The following is an 18,586-nucleotide window of genomic DNA, read 5'->3' on the forward strand; positions in this document are numbered from 1 at the left end:
AAATTTGGCTTGTGCTAGCCGAAGATATATATATGAAAAGGGCTGTCGATCTCGCTTTATTGGGAATTGGCAGCGTAAGTCCGAACCCTATGGTTGGAAGTGTTATTGTTTTTGACAATAAAATAATTGGAGAAGGGTACCACCAAAAATATGGAGAAGCCCATGCCGAAGTTAATGCTATTCAATCTGTATTAGAAAACCATAAAAATGGAAGCGAATTATTGCGTAAATCGACTCTATATGTTACGTTAGAACCCTGCTCCCATCATGGAAAAACGCCTCCATGTTCCGATCTTATTATCCGGCATAAAATCCCAAAAGTAGTAATAGGTAGTGTTGACCCCTTTGAGTCCGTAAACGGGAAAGGAATAGAAAAACTAAAAAATGCAGGCATAGAGGTTATAAGTGGAGTATTGGAAAAAGAATGTCAGGAATTAAACAAGCGTTTTTTTACAAGGGTTAAACACCAACGACCTTATGTAATTTTAAAGTGGGCACAAACTAAAAATCATTTTTTTGCACCTGTAAACAATCAGCAGCTTTGGATTACAGGTAAAGAGGCTAAATTATTAGTACATCAATGGAGAACAGAAGAAGATTGTGTGCTTGTTGGTAAAAACACCGCCTTAGCAGATAATCCGCAACTTAATGTAAGATTAGTTAAAGGAAGAAACCCCAAAAGAGCAGTTATAGACCGTAATCTTGATTTACCTCAGAACCTGCATTTATTTGATAATAGTACGGAGACATTTGTTTTCAATAAATTTAAAACAGCTATAGAGCACAACACAAAATACATAGCTATTGAAGATTTCGACTATTTCTTACCACAATACATTTTATTACAATTGCATTTACAAGACATCCAGTCGGTAATTATAGAGGGCGGAGCAAAAACATTGGCTATGTTTATAGATAATAATTTGTGGGACGAAGCCAGAGTGTTTACTTCTTCAAATGAGTGGGAAAACGGTATACCTGCACCCAAAATAGATGGTAAAACCATCAGTACACAAAATCTGGGTAACGATACTTTACACATTTTAAAAAACATTAACTCTTTATGATTTATCTGATTATAGCTATTATCCTTAGTGTTACTGTAAGTGTTAACCTTAAACTTTTAAGAAGATATTATACAGATTCTTATCAGGCTATTGTCTTCAATTACCCATCGGCATTAGCGTTATCTTATTTCTTTTTCAGACCTAATTTACAAGCAATACCCGCAACCAATCAATGGACTTTGTTTTTTGTAACAGCGTTAATGATGCTTTCTATTTTCTATTTTATAAGTAAAAGTATACAAACATCTGGCATTGTTATTACCGCTATCAGTCAAAGACTTTCGTTAATTATTCCGGTTATAGCCGCTTTTCTTCTGTTCGATGAAACATTCACCTTATTAAAATTTATTGGTCTTATTATTGGATTTCTAGCAATTTACTTTTCTGTACCAAGCGGAAAATTCGGCAGTAAAAACATTAATTTTTGGTATCCCGTTATCGTTTTTTCAGGAACCGGTATTCTGGATATTTTTTTCAACCATATTACCAAATTTTCCAATCTCAGCTTTACAGATTGCTTGTTTTATATATTTTCAATCGCTGCTATATTAGGATTTTTAAGTTTGATTTATCTAAAAATCACCAACAGACTGGGTTTTCAATGGAGAGCCGTATTTGCAGGACTTTTACTCGGAGTGTTTAATTTCGGATCTATTTATTTTTACATCAAAGCATTAAAAATAGAACACGACAAACCTTCTGTTGTTTTCTCGGCTATGGATATAGGAGTAATTGCATTAGGCTCCGTTGTTGGTTTTATGCTGTTTAAAGAAAAACTGAGTAAAATAAATAAAGTGGGGCTGTTTTTAGCCATTATAGCTATTTGTATTCTTACATTTGCCTGATGTTATTTGAAGATACTTATAAAACTATCCAACGTAATTCTGAAGGTATTTTTAGAGACAAAGGCAGTAAATTTATTGCCTATGCTTATCCGTTTACGGATGAAAACACACTGAAAGACATCATCACAGAGGTTAAAAAGGAACATCCCAAAGCCAGACACCATTGTTACGCCTGGCGTTTAACTACAGACCGAAGTGTATTCAGGATAAACGACGATGGTGAACCATCGGGAACCGCTGGTCGTCCTATTCTTAACACCTTATTGTCACATGACGTAACCAATATATTAGTTGTTGTGGTAAGATACTTTGGTGGTACATTATTAGGCGTTCCCGGTTTAATTAATGCCTATAAAACAGCTACGGAAGAAGCATTGACACATGCAGAAATTATAGAAAAAACCGTAAACGATATATACAGGCTCTCTTTTGATTATTTACAGATGAATGATGTTATGAAAGTAATTAAAGAAGAGGAACTAATACCCGAAAACCAGCTTTTTGATTTACAATGCAGCTTAGATATTTCAGTAAGAAAATCGGAGCTGGATAAAGTAATCGGAAAAATTGAAAAAATAGATGGTGTAAAAGCCAAATACCTAAAAACCATTTAACGCAAAACAATGAGCAAAATAGCCGAATCCGATTTAATAATTAATCCAGACGGAAGCGTTTACCATTTAAATTTATTACCAGAAGATATTGCCGATACCATTATTACAGTTGGAGATCCTGAGCGTGTTGCAGAAGTAAGTAAACATTTTGATAACGTTGAGGTCAGAAAATCTAAAAGAGAATTTGTTACACATACTGGTTATCTGAACAGCAAAAGAATTAGCGTAGTTTCTACAGGTATAGGAACAGATAATATTGACATTGTACTCAATGAGCTGGATGCGCTTGTAAATATTGATTTTGAAAACCGTATAGTAAAGGATGAAATTAAGCAGCTCGAGATCATCAGGCTGGGCACCTCAGGAACTATTAGAGAAGATATTCCTACCGGATCTATTCTTGCCTCTACACACGGACTGGGGCTAGATTCCTTAATGAATTTCTACAATAGAAAGCTAACAGGCGATGAGCTTTTATTAGAAAACAACTTAAACTGTTACTTTGAGCATGATGATCTTGTCCCTTATATTACAGCCGCTAATGGCAAGTTACTGGATAAAATAAGTGCGGGTTTTGAGAGAGGAATTACAGTTACTGCTCCAGGATTTTATGCCCCACAAGGAAGAAATGTAAGAGCCAAAGGCAGCCTTCCAAACTTAATAGATAAATTAAGCAAATATAGCTTCGAAGGACACATTATTACTAACCTTGAAATGGAAACAGCGGGAATATACGCCCTGGCAAATGTTTTTGGACATAAAGCGGTATCCATTAATGCAATTGTAGCTAACAGGCTAAAATTTGAGTTTGCAAAGGATCCGGATGCAGTCATTCAAAAGATGATAACTAGCGTTTTAGAAAGGCTGTAAATACAAGGAATAATTATTGATCAACTTTAATTATAAAGAGATATTCCTTCTTGTTTGATGGATTAAAATTTATCCTTAAATTGATTTATAGCTCCTTTATATATTGAAGAAAAAGCTCCAAAGCTTCTTTTTTAGAATCGTTGAGCACAAAATCCAGATCGGAATATAAATAATTTCTCAGATCAAAGTTGGCATACTGAGGTAGTATTTTCAATACCTCTTCCCTACTGTCCAAACCTAACTTTAAAGCTGCGTTCAACTCTTCTACAAACTCTTCCGAGAGTTTTTTATTACTTACCCAGGCTGCAAAAACGAAAGGTAAGCCGGTAAATTTATACCACTCTTCTGCCAGATCGTAAACATAAGGGTAGTCATTTTTTTTGCCAAAAGTTCTGTCTCCAATTTGTACAAAAGCTGTTTTAGAATCAGTAGACTGTCCATAATCATCAGCCTCCAGTATCTTTATAGGGTTAACCTTCCAGAAATTCTTCAATAATACCAGTGCTAAATTATTTGAAGAGCGGGACTGAGGGTCTAATTGAATATAATCTGCTTCTTCTATAGGGCAATTACTGAAAATAAAAACAGAATTTACCTTACCGGAAGCGCCAATACAATAATCTGATAGAATATGATATTCTTTTAGTTTTAGAATTGCGGCAACAGGCACCAAACCGATATCAACTTTATCTTCTATCAACTTTTGCGCACATAAAGCCGGATAATCTATTGTTAAATCTATCTGATTTTTAAACTGAGAATGTTCTAAACCAAAAAGGAATGGTTTGGTATTAGTATAACTAACCGCCGAAATGCGAATCATAAACAACAACGAAAGAAAATAAGCAGCTAATAATTATTTTTTAAGGTTTTCCAGATGCTCTAAACTATTAAAAGTATCAATTTCAAACTTTCCGTCAGCATATTCTAAAATATATAAAGATGTATTTTGATGCGGAAAATGATCCATATCACTTAAAGGCCTTCCGGTTAATTGCGAAAGTAATAACCGCATTGCTCTCCCATGCATACAAATCAAAATTGTTTGCTCGTTAGATTTAGATACAATATAGTCCATGGCTTCTTTTTGTCTCGCACAAACTTCGTTAGGACTTTCTCCACCATCGGGTTTTTCATCATACTCCCCATTATTCCACGCGTCAATCAAATGCTTAAATTCAGCCCTAACTTCAGTAGAAATAATTTTCCCTTCCTGTTTACCCCACGCCATCTCATCCAAACCAGATAATTGCTCCCATGGTAATCCGGCATCAATAAATTTTTGGGTAGTTTGGTGTGTTCTCTTTAATGTAGAAGTATATAATTTATCAAAAGGTACATCTTTATACATCTCGTAAAAAGCGATACCCTGTGCTTTTCCAGTTTCATTTAAATCTGCATTAATCCCTCTTCCCTGTACAACTCCTGCTTTGTTATAATCGGTTTCTCCGTGACGTATAATATAAATTTTCTTTGCTACTGAATCGCTCATTATTAATTAATTACTGGTAAATTATAAAACTTAGGCTTCTCGTCTTCTTCAAAAACAAAATCTGTATAATCATTTATTACATTATACAAAGTATCTCTTTCTATAGGTTTTCTTCCAACTTCTTTAATCAATTTCACTAGTTCTTTGGTACTCATAGCTGGATTTTGCTCTTCGGCACCCGCCATCGAATATATTTTTGTGGTATCATCCAGTGTACCATCTATATCATCAACACCAAAGTTTAAAGAAAGTTGTGCCGTATTCCTGCTAATCATGGCCCAATATGCTTTGATATGGTCAAAGTTATCCAGATATATACGGGCAACTGCATAATTTCTTAAGTCTTCTATCACACTCACTTCCGGAACATCAGACATTTGATTTTCCTTATTTCTAAACTTCAATGGAATAAATGTCTGGAAACCAAAGGTTTTATCTTGTAGCAATCTCAATCTTTCCATGTGGTCTACCCTATGCCTAAACTCTTCAATATGTCCGTATAACATAGTAGCATTGGTACGCATTCCCAGCTTGTGCGCTTGTTCATGTATATCCAGCCATTGTTCTGCCGTACATTTATCATGTGCAATCTTTTCTCTTACCTCCGGGTGGAATATTTCTGCCCCACCACCTGGCATAGAATCCAATCCACATTCCTGTAAAAACTTAAGCCCATCATAATGAGAAAGTTTCGCTTTCTTAAAAATATAATAGTATTCTACAGGAGTTAGTCCTTTAATATGTAAATCTGGTCGGTGAGCTTTACATTTTCTAAAAAAATCCGCATAAAAATCCAGATTCTGTTTAGGTACCACACCTCCCGTAATATGTACTTCGGTAACAGGTTCATCGTCATATTTCTTAACAATCTCCATCATCCCGTCTACATCCATTTCCCATCCCTGCTCACGTTCTTTAATCAGTCTTGAATAAGAACAAAACTTACAATCGTACACACATACATTGGTAGGTTCTATATGGAAATTTCTATTAAAATAAGTTAAATCTCCATGTTTTTTATTTCGGATGTAATTTGCAAGAACTCCCAGATAAGATAAACTGCCATGTTCGTACAAATAAACTCCCTCATCAAAATTTATTCTTTGATTATTTTTTACTTTTTGCGCAATGCTTTTTAGATTTGGATCTAAAGTAGTATCTGTAAGAATTATTTCAATTTGATTGTTGAAATTCATCGGACGTTTTTTTTCAAAAATAGTAATTAAAGCCCGGTATTTGGTTACTTAATTGTAAAAGATAGGCTGCTTTAACGTAACATCCCTTACTATAAACAATTATATCATGAAATTTGAAACCATCTCTATCCACGAGGGTAACAAAAAAGACGAAGACAGTAAAGCTGTTGTTCAACCCATCGTACTTTCTACCACTTTTGAACGAGCCGAAGACGGCGGTTACCCATCTGGCTATATGTACATCAGAAAGGATAACCCCAACAGAAAGTCGTTAGAAAATGTAATGGCAAAATTAGAAGGAGGCAAAGTTTCCTGTGCATTTGCTACCGGAAATACCGCTGCCATGTCTGTTTTTCAATGTTTACCCGCAGGAAGCCATATAATATGCCCTGATGATATGTATTACGGCATACGTAGTCAATTAAAAACTCTTTTTAAAGATATACTTGAAGTTGATTTCATAGATCTTTCTGATTTGGATCTGCTACAGAAAACAATCAAAAAAAACACCCGATTAATTTGGGTAGAAAGCCCTTCTAATCCCTTATTAAAATTAGTTGACATCAAAAAATTAGCCGCTATTTCCAAAAATAATGAAATCAAACTAGCTGTTGACAATACCTTTGCTACACCTTACGGACAGCTCCCTATTAGTCTGGGTGCCGATATTGTAATGCATTCTACAACTAAATTTTTAAACGGGCATGGAGATGTTTGTGGTGGTATTATTATTTTAAAGGAAGAGGATGATTTTTACGAACAATTAAAAACCGTACAGGTTGTAGGTGGTGCCGTTCCTTCCCCATTCGATTGCTATCTGGTAACTCGCGGTATAAAAACATTGGCTTATAGAATGAAAGGTCATGCAGAAAACGCTATGAAACTGGCTGGTTTTCTGGAAGCCCACCCTGCTGTAGAGTCTGTTTATTATCCTGGATTGCCTTCTCATCCGCAGCATCAATTAGCTAAAGAACAAATGAACTCTTTTGGAGGGATGTTATCTTTTTGTCTCAAAAACGGAGAATCTGCTGCTCATAAATTTGTAAATGGAGTTAAAGTATTTACTCAAGCTACAAGTCTGGGAGGCGTAGAAAGTTTGGTAGAACACCGCTATTCCACTGAAGGACCAGATTCTACAACACCTAAAAACCTGGTCAGAATTTCTGTTGGATTAGAAAATATTGAAGATTTAATAAATGATATCAACTTGAACCTTTAAGTTTTTTCGATTTTCATCTAAAATAAAAAAACAAAAACCCAATAATTCCAAATAAAATTTGGTTAATTGTATTTTATTTCCTTATATTTGCAGCAACATTGGTTGAAATACCAAGATCAATTCCTAGAAAAGGTCTTGATTTATAAAGAAGTGGTAAGAGAACAGGCTCTAAGACCCACTGGCAACCTCCCTTAAAAAAGGAAAAGGTGCCAAATCCTGACCCGAGAGGGAAATATAAATTTTAAAAGACATGAAAAAAGCTACTACATTAGAAAATTTCAAAAAACTACAACAAGGGAAATCCCAACATATAAATATTGGTAATTACATTTCTGATTACTGTATATGTTGTTGTATGTGTATGTGCTAATTTTCCCATTTTGCACTACCCTATCACTTTACTATTTTAGCCAACGGTTTAGTGAATCTCTTAAAATTTTTTAAATCAAAATTTATTTATAATAACTTAAAAATCCATAAAAAATGTCAACTCAAAATTTAAAATTCGAAACTTTACAAGTTCATGCGGGACAAGAAGTAGATCCTACAACAGGTTCAAGAGCTGTTCCTTTATATCAAACAACATCATACGTGTTTAAAAACAACGAACACGGAGCCAATCTTTTTGCTTTAAAAGAATTCGGTAATATATATACCCGCATCATGAACCCTACAACTGATGTATTTGAAAAAAGGGTTGCTGCTTTAGAAGGTGGTGTTGGTGCCTTAGCTACATCTTCTGGTCAGGCTGCACAATTTCTTGCCATCACCAACATTCTTCAGGCAGGTGATAATTTCGTAACCACAGGTCGTTTATACGGAGGTACTTATAACCAATTTAAAGTACAATTCAAACGTTTAGGCATAGAAGCCAGGTTTGCTAAAAATGATAATCCGCAATCTTACGAAGAATTAATTGACGAAAATACAAAAGCTTTATATGTTGAAACCATTGGAAACCCGGAATTAAACATTCCTGATTTTGATGCTATTGCTGCTGTATCCAAAAAACACGATATACCTTTTATAGTAGATAATACATTTGGTGCTGGTGGTTACCTTTTCAGACCTATAGACCACGGTGCAAATATTGTAGTTGAAGCTGCAACAAAATGGATAGGCGGTCATGGTACCAGTATTGGTGGGGTAATTGTAGACGCTGGAAACTATAACTGGGGTAACGGAAAATTCCCTCAATTTTCTGAACCTTCAGAAGGTTACCATGGCTTGGTTTTCTCTGATGTTTTTGGTGTTAATGGTCCTTTTGGAAATATCCAGTTTATTATAAGAGCAAGAGTAGAAGGTCTTAGAGATTACGGTTGCTCTCAATCTCCTTTCAACTCTTTCTTATTAATACAAGGTTTAGAAACTCTTTCTTTAAGAGTTCAAAGACACGTAGATAACACTTTGGCATTAGCTAAATGGTTAGAGTCACATCCAAAAGTAAAATCTGTAAATTACCCTGGATTGGAATCTTCTCCATACCATACACTGGCTAAAAAATATCTGAAAAACGGATTTGGTGGTGTATTATCTTTTGAAGTAATTGGCGATAAAGAAAATGCAACTAAAGTAATTAACTCGCTAAAATTAACCAGTAACCTGGCCAATGTTGGTGATGCTAAAACTTTAATCATTCAACCTTCTGCAACTACGCACCAGCAATTAAGTGAAGAAGCACAAATAGCTGCAGGTGTACAACCGGCTGCTTTAAGGGTTTCTGTTGGAATTGAGCATATTGACGATATCAAAGCTGATTTTGAACAAGCTTTGGCTGCTATCTAAAACTAAATTTTCTATATAAAAAAGGAAGGTCTTTGAAAAAAGTCACCATTATCCATATTCCGAAAGTTTTCGGAATATGGATATCCTTCTAAAGATACTGTTTACTTATAAATCGGCATTTTTAGATTTTTTAGCTACTTTTTCTCTTCTATACTTTTGAAAACGCATTTTTTGGACGATGAATTTTAAGACATATCAACATAAAGGAGTATTTGAACTGGAGAATGGGAAAGGTATCGCCGACCTTGAAATAGCATACCACACTTACGGGGAGTTAAATAAAGAAAAAAACAACGTTGTTTGGGTATGTCATGCGCTTACTGCCAACTCAGATGTTTTTGATTGGTGGAAAGGACTTTTTGGACAAACAGATTTTTTCAATCCCAAAGATTTTTTTATAGTTTGTGCCAATATTATTGGCTCTCCTTACGGCAGCAGCAATCCGCTAAGCATTAGCAAAAATACCGATCTGCCTTACTTTTTAGTATTTCCTCAGTTTTCTATAAGAGATATGGTAAATGCACATCAAATTTTAGCCCAGCAACTGGGTATTCATAATATAGATATCTTGATTGGCGGTTCGTTAGGTGGACAACAAGCTCTGGAATGGGCAGTTATGGAACCTCAGAAGATAAAAAACCTGATTGTTATGGCTACCAATGCGGTTCATTCTCCGTGGGGAATAGCTTTTAACGAATCGCAAAGATTAGCCATTGAAACCGATCCCTCCTTTTTCTCTAATCAAATTAATGGTGGGCTTAAAGGACTTAAAACAGCCAGAAGCATAGCTCTTCTTTCTTATAGAACGGCATCCAGCTATAACAAAACACAATCTGAACAAGATTTAAATAAAGTAGATAATTTCAGAGCATCTTCCTATCAAAATTATCAAGGCGATAAACTAGTTAAAAGATTTAATGCTTACAGCTATTATTATCTTACCAAAGCCATGGACAGTCATAATTTGGGCCGAAATCGGGATAGCATAACAGATGCATTAAATACAATAAAAGCGAATACTTTAGTAATTGGTATTGCATCTGATATACTTTTTCCGCCCGATGAACAACAGTATATCGCAAAATATATCCATAATGCCGAATACCATGAAATTGAGTCTCTGTATGGACATGATGGTTTCCTGTTAGAAATAAAACAACTGAACAGTATTATCTCCAATTTCATAAAAGCGACTACATTGGAAACTGATCATAAAAATTTACAAATAGCATAAACAAATGGCAAATAAATTAAATATAGGCCTTTTTGGTTTTGGTGTTGTAGGACAAGGTTTGTACGACATTTCTATATCTAAGAATCTAAATTTCGAATTCAAAAAAATTGCAATAAAAGATTCTTCAAAAAAAAGAACATTAGCTGAAAGTCTTTTCACTACCGACAGGTGGGAAATTCTGAATGATCCGGATATAAACACAATAGTTGAGTTAATAAACGATGCCGATGCAGCTTATGAAATTGTTACCGAAGCACTTAAAAGAGGGAAAAATGTAGTCTCAGCAAACAAAAAAATGATTGCCATCCATCTTAATGAGTTGGTAGAGCTTCAGCATACATACGGTGCTTCCTTACTTTATGAAGGCTCTGTATGCGGCAGTATTCCTATTATCCGTAATCTGGAAGAATATTACGATAACGAGCTGTTATTTGCTATCAGTGGTATTTTCAATGGATCATCAAATTATATACTTTCTAAAGTATTTAATGAAAATCAATCGTACGATGCTGCTCTAAAAAAAGCCCAGGAACTGGGTTTCGCAGAAACCAACCCTATTCTTGATGTAGGCGGATATGATGCTAAATACAAAGTCGTTATTGCGGCTGCACATGCTTACGGTGTTTTTGTAAATCCTGATGAAGTATTGAATATTGGAATCCAGAATCTGAACGATATGGATTTAAAGTATGCCAAAGAAAAAGGACAAAAGATTAAATTGGTTCCTATTGCTAAAAAGATAAATGATGAACATATTGGTATTTATGTTCTGCCTAAACTAATTTCCAAAGACAATTTTCTTTTCAATGTAGAGAATGAGTATAATGGCGTTAGTGTACAAGCTGCATTTGCAGATCAACAATTCTTTTTTGGTAAAGGTGCTGGTGGCCATCCTACCGGAGCTGCTGTTTTTTCAGATATATCTGCCTTAAGGTATGATTACAGATATGAATACAAAAAAGCGAAACAAAGGTTAAACTTAACCCTAAACAATAACAAAGTTATAGAGGTTTATTTACGGTTTAACTCGCCTGAATTATTAGATAAAATTAATTTTGTAGATATTTCTGAAAATTATATCTCTAAAAATTACCGTTATGTTGTAGGTACCATTACTGTTGATGAGATATTTAAAAAGAAAGACCTGATTTTAGAAGATGGTGCCTTTATTGCCGAAACCAATACTGAATTAAAATAGGATTATCGTTCCTGCATTTTAATTATATAAAAATAACGCAGCTTCAATAAAAAACTGCGTTATTTCCCTTATTCTATTAACTTATCTTAACAATTTTCCTACTAACTGAGGTACATTCTCCGCAGCTGTGCCTTGTAAAAAAGTAACTTTATTATTTATCCGGACATCTGGCCTTTCGGGATCTACAATATACACTTCGGCTAAAGGATTTAAATAATCAAACAAGGTATTTGCAGGATACACAGCCAAAGAACTTCCTACAAGAATAACAATATCTGCTGTTGGCATTTCATGAATAGCTTTGGTCATCATAGGAACCGCTTCTCCAAACCAAACCACATGTGGTCTCAACTGACTTCCCAATCGGCATTTTTCGCCCATCTTAATTTCATATCCGTCTATAGGATATAATAATGCAGGATTTTTAGACGATTGAGCATATCTTATCTCACCATGCAAATGCATCACATCTGTACTTCCGGCCCGTTCATGTAAATCGTCTATATTTTGCGTAATAATCAACACATTAAATTTTTCTTCAAGCTGTTTCAACGCTAAATGCGCTGCATTGGGCAATGCTTCAATAACACTTTTCCGTCTGTCATTATAAAATTGCTGAACCAGTTCCGAATTCTTATGCCAGGCCTCTGGCGTTGCTACCTCATAAATATCATATCCCTCCCACAAGCCATCGTTTCCTCTGAAAGTTTTTAGCCCACTCTCTGCACTAATTCCCGCACCTGTTAATACAATTATCTTTTTCATAAAAATAAGCTGTGTATGTCAGATTTTATTAAAAACACAAAACGCTGATAATTATACCAGCGTTTTGTGTTTTACCATTATGTTAGATGCCTGTACTATTAGGCATAAACTTCTTTTGAAGCTATAAACTTATGTTTCACCACCTCATACCCTCCATACATTAACAATGAGAATACAAGATTACCAAATAGAAGATTTTTCTCAAATGGTATTGCTGCCACAAGTGCAGCGATATAACCTGAAAAATCTTTTGTATAAGGTCCACTCAACCATGGATGAATATCCGTCAGTAACCAGTGTACCAACACACTCAGAACCGACACCAGGAACACATTTAATACATTAACCTTTTTTATACGGCTACCTAGATATACCATCACTGCAAAGCTCAAATAAACCAATTCTATTCCTGAATAATATGGATTAAAAGAACCTGTATACTTGTGCATTAATAAAACATCACTTAATAACAGAACTGCTAAGGGTACTATAAAACTCTTACGCTTATCTTTAAAATAGGTACCTGCAAATAAAGCTATAGCTCCTACCGGAGTGAAATTTGCCCATGCATAATTCTCTCCCATATCCACAAACCTGAAAGATACAGCTATCAAGATAATAAGCAACAATAAGCCATTCTGAACTTGTATTTTATTAATTGACATGATTATTCTATTTTTTTATCTGGCTATAAAGGTACAAATTTTATTATTTGACTGGAAAATCTAAATTTATTTCTATAGCTAAATTATCTACAACCGGATTATTTCACCAAACTCAAATCAGCAATCCCTAATACTTCTGTAGAAAGCTCACCTAACCACCCCATATTCGCCTGTACCGCTGTCTGTACTTTTATAAAGTTTATTCCTTTCAGGATTACTTTTTTACCATCTTTATCTACTGCATTACCGATATCTATTTTATCTCCACCAGACGTATTATCTGCATATCCAAAATCAAAAGGATAACTTTTTATATTAGTAGGTATCGTATAATCAATATTTGTTGAAGGTAAAACAGAACCGGTAAGTGTATAAGTATCACCTTCCCATTCCGGATAATAAGATTGCGTATGAAAGGTATTTCTTTCTACATACCCTTCCCTATCCTTACTATCTGTCCACCTTACCTTATCTGTAACGGAATTAGGTTTATAATAGGTAACACTATAATTTCTCTCATACCCCGTTTTATTAAACTCACTTCCTGCCAGCTCATACCAGGTATCATCTGGTAAACCATTTCCATTATCATCACTCATTACCCAGATAACCCCTGGTTCAGAGAAAACATTCGAGGCATTATTATAGATAATGATATCATTGCCTTCTCCATTTTTCACAGTATGATCAAACCCCAATACAATATAGCCTCCATAAGCTCCTAAAGTAACCATTCCTTTTTGCCCTAAAATACCTTGCGCACTAGCCAAATTACCTGGAGATTTATTGATAAACTGACCTGGAGCCGGTCTGTATTCAAATAATTGAGTTACATAAGGATTATTAAAATCATAAGAAACAGTTATAATATACACTGTTTTAAACTCTTCTTTTGTAGTGTAGGCTCTATACTCTAAAGTATGAGGTCCTTTATCTTTAGAACTAAAAGAATAACTTCTTTCCTCGCTTACTACTTTATCGTTTAATTTCCATTCACTTTTAAACTCTCCTTCATTTTGTGTTACAGCGGTGATGGTTAAAGTATCACCTGAATTTATCACAATACGATCTTCATTTACAGACATCTGTACCTTTAATGGTAATTGAACCATATCCGTTTCATTTTTATCACATGCCCACAATAGAGATACTATAGATAATAGACAAATTATATTCTTGATATTCATAATAGTTTATTTGTATAAATATTTAAATGCAACTGATTTAGGAAAAGCCTGAGCTATAAAATCGAATTTTTTCTTACCATTTTTTTCAAAACAGATTACTTTACCTGCAGAAAAGTCCCCACTATCAGAAATGTAAACATTGTTACTTAATGCTTCTATAGTTAACTCATTGGTATAACCTATTGAGGTATTATCTTTAACAAAATCGACTCCTAAAGATCCATCAAATACTGAGAATACTTTTAACACACCCTCTCCATAAGCATAAGTTAAACCATTATGAGAAGTCAAAGAAACAGCTTGTTTTCCTGAATTGTATTTATAGATATCTTTTTTTGTATCTGTATTTACATCTATACGGGTTACGGATGCATTATTTTGAAACTCCCAGGTATCTGAATAAGTTCCCTGACTAGAAACAAACAAATCACCTGTAGAGCTTAACGTTAAACCAGTTGGGTTTGTATCTACTTCTATGTCTCTAACTTTTGTGAATGTATTCAAATCAACCACTGAAACCACATTTGCTTTTCCTTCATAAAATGGATGTTTGGAATTCGCTACATATAATTTATTTTTAGCAATAACCAATTGCTCTAATCCTTTGCTTAACTGAACAGAAGCTTCTATATTAAGAGAAGAAGTATCTATTTTACTTACCGAACCATCATAAGCAGAAACATAAGCTTTCCCTTTATCAAAGGTTATATATCTTGGCATTTTAGAACTCGATGCTACATAAAAAACTATTCTTTTGATAGATTTACCTGTATTCAAATCCATTACATCTACATAAGAATTTTGGTCTCCTTCTGTTCCTGTTACCACACAATACAACTTACTTCCATAAGATTTAAGATAATTGGCATTTACACCCAAGGATTGTCCATTAACTTTTTTATAATAGTCTTGCTCTGTTAAATTATCTTTAATACTATAAAAAGTGATACTGCTTTCAGAAGCACCAATCTCTGAACTATATACACCTTCGTTTAAAACATAAACACCTATAGCTTCATGTTCTGTAAGAGGCTGTATCTGTATTACTGGTTCTTCATTATCCTTTTTACATGAACTAAAAAATAATGCAATACTTAAAAACGTATATGAGGTTATTTTTCTTATACGTAGAAATCTAGTTTCCATAACTTATTTATTAAATTAATTGATGTGTGTAATATTATTATTTATATACAAAAGCCATATGTGCCGGAATGTCTCCGGTGGTTACAGTCCATTTCTTTTTTCCTTCTTTGTTGAAACAGTATAAAGTACCCGGAGTAGTATAATTACCTGCATCGGTAAGATAAACTTCTTTCGTAAACGGATTAATCGATATTCCGTATGGAATCTTTATTTCTGCATCTGTTCCGTCTGTAATAAAAGATTTTTGATTTAGTTCCTCTGTTTTAACATTTAAAGTTTTATAACTCATTACTGTTTCGTGTGTGTTATAATTAAACTCTGAAGCATATAGATAAGCAACATCAGAATCATTGTCTATCCAAAGGTTACTGACGCCTATATCAAATGTTTTTTTAACCTGATCGGTTTGGGTATCTATTACGAATAATTTAGAAGGAATAGCATCATAATCTCCTCTCGAAGTGACGTAAATATCTCCATATTTATCTTTTTTTAAGCGATGAAGATTAGGTGCAACCTCTATTCTTTTAATTTCTTTAAATGAAGTCAAATCTACCACAGAAACGGTTGTTTCGTAATTTTCAGGACTATACCCACCTGAATTAGCTACATATAAAAGATTATTTACTACAGTCAGTTCTTCTGGCTGTCTTCCTACAGTAACTTTTCTTGAAATTTTTAAAGTAGTAGTGTCTATTTCAGAAACACTACCCTCCGAAGCATTTGGGTTCCCTATTTCAGCCAGATAAGCACTCGCATAAGCTTTACCTTTATAGAAGGTTATATATCTACAATTTACCAATTCTATTTGCGCCAGGCTTTTTCTTGTTTTAGCATCCAATACTTCTACCTTATTAGAGTTATTTACTACTACATATAATTTAGAACCATAAATACCAATATCATTACCCACATCTCCCAATCCTTTAGTTATGGTAGGATTTGCTTCTTCGTAAATATTCCTGCTGTATTTCCCCGTTGTAAAATCAAAATAATCCAGCGAAGCTTTATTCATGTACATGTTTCCTTCATTTAAAAGGTAAAAGCCTATTAAAGAAGAGGAAGGATCTTCCGGTGTTACCTGCTCTTCTTCTGAGGGTAATATTTTTGGATCTTTTCTACAAGATGCTACTGATAATACAGTTGCTATGGCACTAAAAAAACACAGATATCTAAAATAATTTCTCATAACTTACAACTTAGTGTGAATCGATAGTTTCTTCCTGGCATTGGAAAATTAGCTACAACATCATAATACTGGTTAAACAAATTATTCAGTTCGGCCGTTAATTTCAGTTCTTTATTTGATAACCTCATTTTATAAAAAGCAGAAAAATCATGGGTATACCAGGGTTCTACATAATTTACAGGTATAGATGCTTCCTGATTATAACGCTCTCCTGTATATATAAAACTGTAATTTATACCACCAGATTTAAGATAATCTATCCCTATTGTACATGTTCCACTATGTAGTGGTATATACGGAATCTGATTGTCATAATACTTACTGCTCTTATCTGTGATATCTGTAGCTTTCTGGTAAGTATAAGCCAAACCATTTGTTAAAGACAGTTTTGGATTTAATTTCCAGTAGGTTTTAAGATTAACTTCCAATCCTCTTATATCTACCAGACCTAAGTTTCTCATACTCCATAAACCACTACTATTTCTGGGTTGGGCAATTATTTTATTTTTCACTTTATTGTAATAGGCATCTGTCTGTATTTCTATACCAGATAAACTGCTTTCGAAATAATTTTTAAAAAATGCAAATCCCATATCATACTGCTCGGTATATTCCGGTTTTAGTAGCCTATAACCTATTTGCGTAAAATATAAATCATTAAAAGTTGGCAGTCTGAAGATAGATTTATAAAAACTTCTTAATCGAAAATCTATTTGTTGGAACGGTTGCCACGAAAACATTAAAGCAGGTGTAATTTTCTGTTTTTCCCCTGGTTTTGCTCCTGTTTCTACTTCGTCTTTTATCCACGTATTCAATGCATTTAACTGGATATCTAATTGACTAAATTTAAATTGGGTAGCAACAGCTGCTAATATACTATACCTATCCGGGTAGGGAAAATTCACCAAATTAGCATTCATGGTATTGTATCTATAGTCCATAGAAAAGGCTATATCCCAAAAAGGACGAAGCCTATAACGATTGGCGAATGAAAGGTATGCCTCCTTTTCTTTATAAACATTTTGCAAAAAACCATCATCTTTGGTTATCTCCGGATCAAGGTACCTCATATAATCGTCAGCATATTTTGCATTTAACAAAATGCTGTATCTTTTATTGATATGATAAGTAAGTGCCGATTGTACAAACAGGTTTTTATCCCATAAACGTTGAGAATAATCAAATTTATTACTCACTACGGCCCCTGGAAGCCCCCTTTCCGAATCGTAAGCATAAAGTTTCACATTCCATTCCCCCTCGTTTTTGAAACGACCATGCAATCCGGTCTCTATGCGCAAACTATTAATATCTCCATTGCTTCTAACAGCTGTTGTATCATAAGTCCCGTTAGTATACCGGAATTTATATTTCCCATTTGCACTTGAGAAAGAGGTATTCAAATGCATTGCAATATTATCACTCAATTTATATTGCAGTAACAGCGACGGATTTATCAATCCAAAAGAACCTGCTTTTACATTAAATTGTGTATTCAGTTTTTTTCCTTCTATAAACTGAGGGGTCTTACTTTTTAAGAATATTGAACTGGCAGATGCAAAGCTTCCTGCCGACTGCAAAATCTCACTCTTTTGTCCATTATATAAAGCTATTTCTTCCAGATTCTCCAAAGAAAATCTTCCCAAATCAACCTGTCCGTTTTGTGCATTTCCCAGCTGTACACCATCGTAAAAAACGGCAGTGTGCTGTGTTCCCATACTTCTGACATTGATGGTTTTCAACCCACCTATACCACCGTAATCTTTCAGCTGCACTCCTGAAAAATGCTTTATCGCATCAGCTACCGAAATACTGTTTAACCTTTCTAACTCTTCTCCTTTTAAGATCTGAACAGGTGCTGGCGACAAAAGCTGCAAATGTTTACTGGTATTTACAATAACCTCTTTAAGAAATTGTGATTTTAATGTATCAGTACGGAATACTGTGTTTGCTGATGTTTGTGCGATAACAGGTTTATACAAAAAAGAAATAGTCAAAAACAGCAGAGATGCTTTCGAATCTTTTATGGTAAACCGTCTGTTTTGTTTTTCAAATAACATAACAATAGCAAAAATTGCAAAATAGCAACAGCGGAATTACTTAATAAATGGAAATAC

General features: G+C 34.3%; 17 protein-coding genes and 1 riboswitch. Of the genes, 8 read left to right on the forward strand and 9 right to left on the reverse strand.

Annotated features, from left to right (window positions below):
- The first annotated feature begins 32 nt into the window (after window positions 1–32).
- From ribD to ACFSAH_RS18725, 4 genes are read left to right on the forward strand one after another with little or no spacing between them, the layout of a single operon-like run.
- Window positions 33–1,067 carry a bifunctional diaminohydroxyphosphoribosylaminopyrimidine deaminase/5-amino-6-(5-phosphoribosylamino)uracil reductase RibD gene (gene ribD, locus ACFSAH_RS18710; protein ID WP_379664231.1) on the forward strand — a complete coding sequence of 345 codons (1,035 nt, stop codon included), beginning with the start codon at window positions 33–35 and terminating at the stop codon, window positions 1,065–1,067.
- The gene (locus ACFSAH_RS18715) at window positions 1,064–1,912 is read left to right on the forward strand and encodes an EamA/RhaT family transporter (protein WP_379664232.1); all 849 of its coding nucleotides are present in this window, start codon (window positions 1,064–1,066) and stop codon (window positions 1,910–1,912) included. The genes ribD and ACFSAH_RS18715 overlap by 4 nt, the downstream gene beginning before the upstream one ends.
- On the forward strand, window positions 1,912–2,526 hold the full coding sequence (locus tag ACFSAH_RS18720) for an IMPACT family protein (protein WP_379664233.1): 615 nt from the start codon (window positions 1,912–1,914) through the stop codon (window positions 2,524–2,526). The genes ACFSAH_RS18715 and ACFSAH_RS18720 overlap by 1 nt, the downstream gene beginning before the upstream one ends.
- Window positions 2,527–2,535: 9 nt before the next feature.
- The gene (locus ACFSAH_RS18725; protein ID WP_379664234.1) at window positions 2,536–3,396 is read left to right on the forward strand and encodes a nucleoside phosphorylase; all 861 of its coding nucleotides are present in this window, start codon (window positions 2,536–2,538) and stop codon (window positions 3,394–3,396) included.
- An 85-nt stretch (window positions 3,397–3,481) separates the two neighbouring features.
- Here the strand turns inward: ACFSAH_RS18725 and ACFSAH_RS18730 are convergent, their stop codons facing one another.
- Genes ACFSAH_RS18730 through mqnE form a run of 3 tightly spaced genes read right to left on the reverse strand, consistent with a single transcriptional unit; the run spans window position 3,482 to window position 6,084 of the window.
- Window positions 3,482–4,219 carry a menaquinone biosynthetic enzyme MqnA/MqnD family protein gene (locus tag ACFSAH_RS18730; RefSeq protein ID WP_379664235.1) on the reverse strand — a complete coding sequence of 246 codons (738 nt, stop codon included), beginning with the start codon at window positions 4,217–4,219 and terminating at the stop codon, window positions 3,482–3,484.
- Between the two features lie 33 nt (window positions 4,220–4,252).
- Window positions 4,253–4,888, reverse strand: coding sequence for a histidine phosphatase family protein (locus tag ACFSAH_RS18735; protein WP_379664236.1), 636 nt, complete (start codon window positions 4,886–4,888; stop codon window positions 4,253–4,255).
- A gap of 2 nt (window positions 4,889–4,890) precedes the next feature.
- The gene (gene mqnE / locus ACFSAH_RS18740; protein ID WP_379664237.1) at window positions 4,891–6,084 is read right to left on the reverse strand and encodes an aminofutalosine synthase MqnE; all 1,194 of its coding nucleotides are present in this window, start codon (window positions 6,082–6,084) and stop codon (window positions 4,891–4,893) included.
- Between the two features lie 106 nt (window positions 6,085–6,190).
- Between mqnE and ACFSAH_RS18745 the strand changes: the two genes are divergently transcribed.
- From ACFSAH_RS18745 to ACFSAH_RS18760, 4 genes are all read left to right on the forward strand, one after another.
- Window positions 6,191–7,303 (forward strand): trans-sulfuration enzyme family protein, encoded by a 1,113-nt coding sequence (locus ACFSAH_RS18745; protein ID WP_379664238.1) that lies wholly within the window; start codon window positions 6,191–6,193, stop codon window positions 7,301–7,303.
- A 137-nt stretch (window positions 7,304–7,440) separates the two neighbouring features.
- Window positions 7,441–7,544: riboswitch (SAM riboswitch) on the forward strand.
- A gap of 242 nt (window positions 7,545–7,786) precedes the next feature.
- Window positions 7,787–9,088: an O-acetylhomoserine aminocarboxypropyltransferase/cysteine synthase family protein gene (locus ACFSAH_RS18750; RefSeq protein ID WP_379664239.1), complete on the forward strand. Its 1,302-nt coding sequence runs from the start codon at window positions 7,787–7,789 to the stop codon at window positions 9,086–9,088.
- Between the two features lie 178 nt (window positions 9,089–9,266).
- Window positions 9,267–10,322 carry a homoserine O-acetyltransferase family protein gene (locus ACFSAH_RS18755; protein WP_379664240.1) on the forward strand — a complete coding sequence of 352 codons (1,056 nt, stop codon included), beginning with the start codon at window positions 9,267–9,269 and terminating at the stop codon, window positions 10,320–10,322.
- Window positions 10,323–10,326: 4 nt separating this feature from the next.
- Window positions 10,327–11,520, forward strand: coding sequence for a homoserine dehydrogenase (locus ACFSAH_RS18760; protein WP_379664241.1), 1,194 nt, complete (start codon window positions 10,327–10,329; stop codon window positions 11,518–11,520).
- Window positions 11,521–11,601: 81 nt separating this feature from the next.
- Here the strand turns inward: ACFSAH_RS18760 and ACFSAH_RS18765 are convergent, their stop codons facing one another.
- The 6 genes from ACFSAH_RS18765 to ACFSAH_RS18790 all read right to left on the reverse strand — a co-directional run bounded on the left by ACFSAH_RS18765 (window position 11,602) and on the right by ACFSAH_RS18790 (window position 18,529).
- A complete protein-coding gene (locus ACFSAH_RS18765) occupies window positions 11,602–12,285 on the reverse strand; it encodes an SIR2 family NAD-dependent protein deacylase (protein WP_379664242.1) in 684 nt (227 codons plus the stop codon).
- A gap of 98 nt (window positions 12,286–12,383) precedes the next feature.
- Complete coding sequence (locus ACFSAH_RS18770) at window positions 12,384–12,950, reverse strand: DUF6580 family putative transport protein (protein WP_379664243.1); 567 nt, start codon at window positions 12,948–12,950, stop codon at window positions 12,384–12,386.
- A 98-nt stretch (window positions 12,951–13,048) separates the two neighbouring features.
- Window positions 13,049–14,137 (reverse strand): cell surface protein, encoded by a 1,089-nt coding sequence (locus ACFSAH_RS18775; RefSeq protein ID WP_379664244.1) that lies wholly within the window; start codon window positions 14,135–14,137, stop codon window positions 13,049–13,051.
- Between the two features lie 6 nt (window positions 14,138–14,143).
- The gene (locus tag ACFSAH_RS18780) at window positions 14,144–15,283 is read right to left on the reverse strand and encodes a YncE family protein (RefSeq protein ID WP_379664245.1); all 1,140 of its coding nucleotides are present in this window, start codon (window positions 15,281–15,283) and stop codon (window positions 14,144–14,146) included.
- A 37-nt stretch (window positions 15,284–15,320) separates the two neighbouring features.
- Complete coding sequence (locus ACFSAH_RS18785) at window positions 15,321–16,472, reverse strand: YncE family protein (RefSeq protein ID WP_379664246.1); 1,152 nt, start codon at window positions 16,470–16,472, stop codon at window positions 15,321–15,323.
- Window positions 16,469–18,529, reverse strand: coding sequence for a TonB-dependent receptor plug domain-containing protein (locus ACFSAH_RS18790; RefSeq protein ID WP_379664247.1), 2,061 nt, complete (start codon window positions 18,527–18,529; stop codon window positions 16,469–16,471). The genes ACFSAH_RS18785 and ACFSAH_RS18790 overlap by 4 nt, the downstream gene beginning before the upstream one ends.
- Between the last annotated feature and the right edge of the window lie 57 nt (window positions 18,530–18,586).

Origin of the sequence: Pseudopedobacter beijingensis (assembly GCF_042678145.1) — a bacterium.
In the GTDB taxonomy this organism is placed as follows: domain Bacteria; phylum Bacteroidota; class Bacteroidia; order Sphingobacteriales; family Sphingobacteriaceae; genus Pseudopedobacter; species Pseudopedobacter beijingensis.

Bases quoted from the DNA above. Each gene is read 5' to 3' on its own strand.
- ACFSAH_RS18765 (WP_379664242.1), bottom strand. From the start codon at position 12,285: ATGAAAAAGATAATTGTATTAACAGGTGCGGGAATTAGTGCAGAGAGT.
- ACFSAH_RS18745 (WP_379664238.1), top strand. From the start codon at position 6,191: ATGAAATTTGAAACCATCTCTATCCACGAGGGTAACAAAAAAGACGAA.
- ribD (WP_379664231.1), top strand. From the start codon at position 33: ATGAAAAGGGCTGTCGATCTCGCTTTATTGGGAATTGGCAGCGTAAGT.
- ACFSAH_RS18785 (WP_379664246.1), bottom strand. From the start codon at position 16,472: ATGAGAAATTATTTTAGATATCTGTGTTTTTTTAGTGCCATAGCAACT.
- ACFSAH_RS18750 (WP_379664239.1), top strand. From the start codon at position 7,787: ATGTCAACTCAAAATTTAAAATTCGAAACTTTACAAGTTCATGCGGGA.
- ACFSAH_RS18735 (WP_379664236.1), bottom strand. From the start codon at position 4,888: ATGAGCGATTCAGTAGCAAAGAAAATTTATATTATACGTCACGGAGAA.
- ACFSAH_RS18730 (WP_379664235.1), bottom strand. From the start codon at position 4,219: ATGATTCGCATTTCGGCGGTTAGTTATACTAATACCAAACCATTCCTT.
- ACFSAH_RS18775 (WP_379664244.1), bottom strand. From the start codon at position 14,137: ATGAATATCAAGAATATAATTTGTCTATTATCTATAGTATCTCTATTG.
- ACFSAH_RS18715 (WP_379664232.1), top strand. From the start codon at position 1,064: ATGATTTATCTGATTATAGCTATTATCCTTAGTGTTACTGTAAGTGTT.
- ACFSAH_RS18755 (WP_379664240.1), top strand. From the start codon at position 9,267: ATGAATTTTAAGACATATCAACATAAAGGAGTATTTGAACTGGAGAAT.
- mqnE (WP_379664237.1), bottom strand. From the start codon at position 6,084: ATGAATTTCAACAATCAAATTGAAATAATTCTTACAGATACTACTTTA.
- ACFSAH_RS18790 (WP_379664247.1), bottom strand. From the start codon at position 18,529: ATGTTATTTGAAAAACAAAACAGACGGTTTACCATAAAAGATTCGAAA.
- ACFSAH_RS18780 (WP_379664245.1), bottom strand. From the start codon at position 15,283: ATGGAAACTAGATTTCTACGTATAAGAAAAATAACCTCATATACGTTT.
- ACFSAH_RS18720 (WP_379664233.1), top strand. From the start codon at position 1,912: ATGTTATTTGAAGATACTTATAAAACTATCCAACGTAATTCTGAAGGT.
- ACFSAH_RS18770 (WP_379664243.1), bottom strand. From the start codon at position 12,950: ATGTCAATTAATAAAATACAAGTTCAGAATGGCTTATTGTTGCTTATT.
- ACFSAH_RS18725 (WP_379664234.1), top strand. From the start codon at position 2,536: ATGAGCAAAATAGCCGAATCCGATTTAATAATTAATCCAGACGGAAGC.
- ACFSAH_RS18760 (WP_379664241.1), top strand. From the start codon at position 10,327: ATGGCAAATAAATTAAATATAGGCCTTTTTGGTTTTGGTGTTGTAGGA.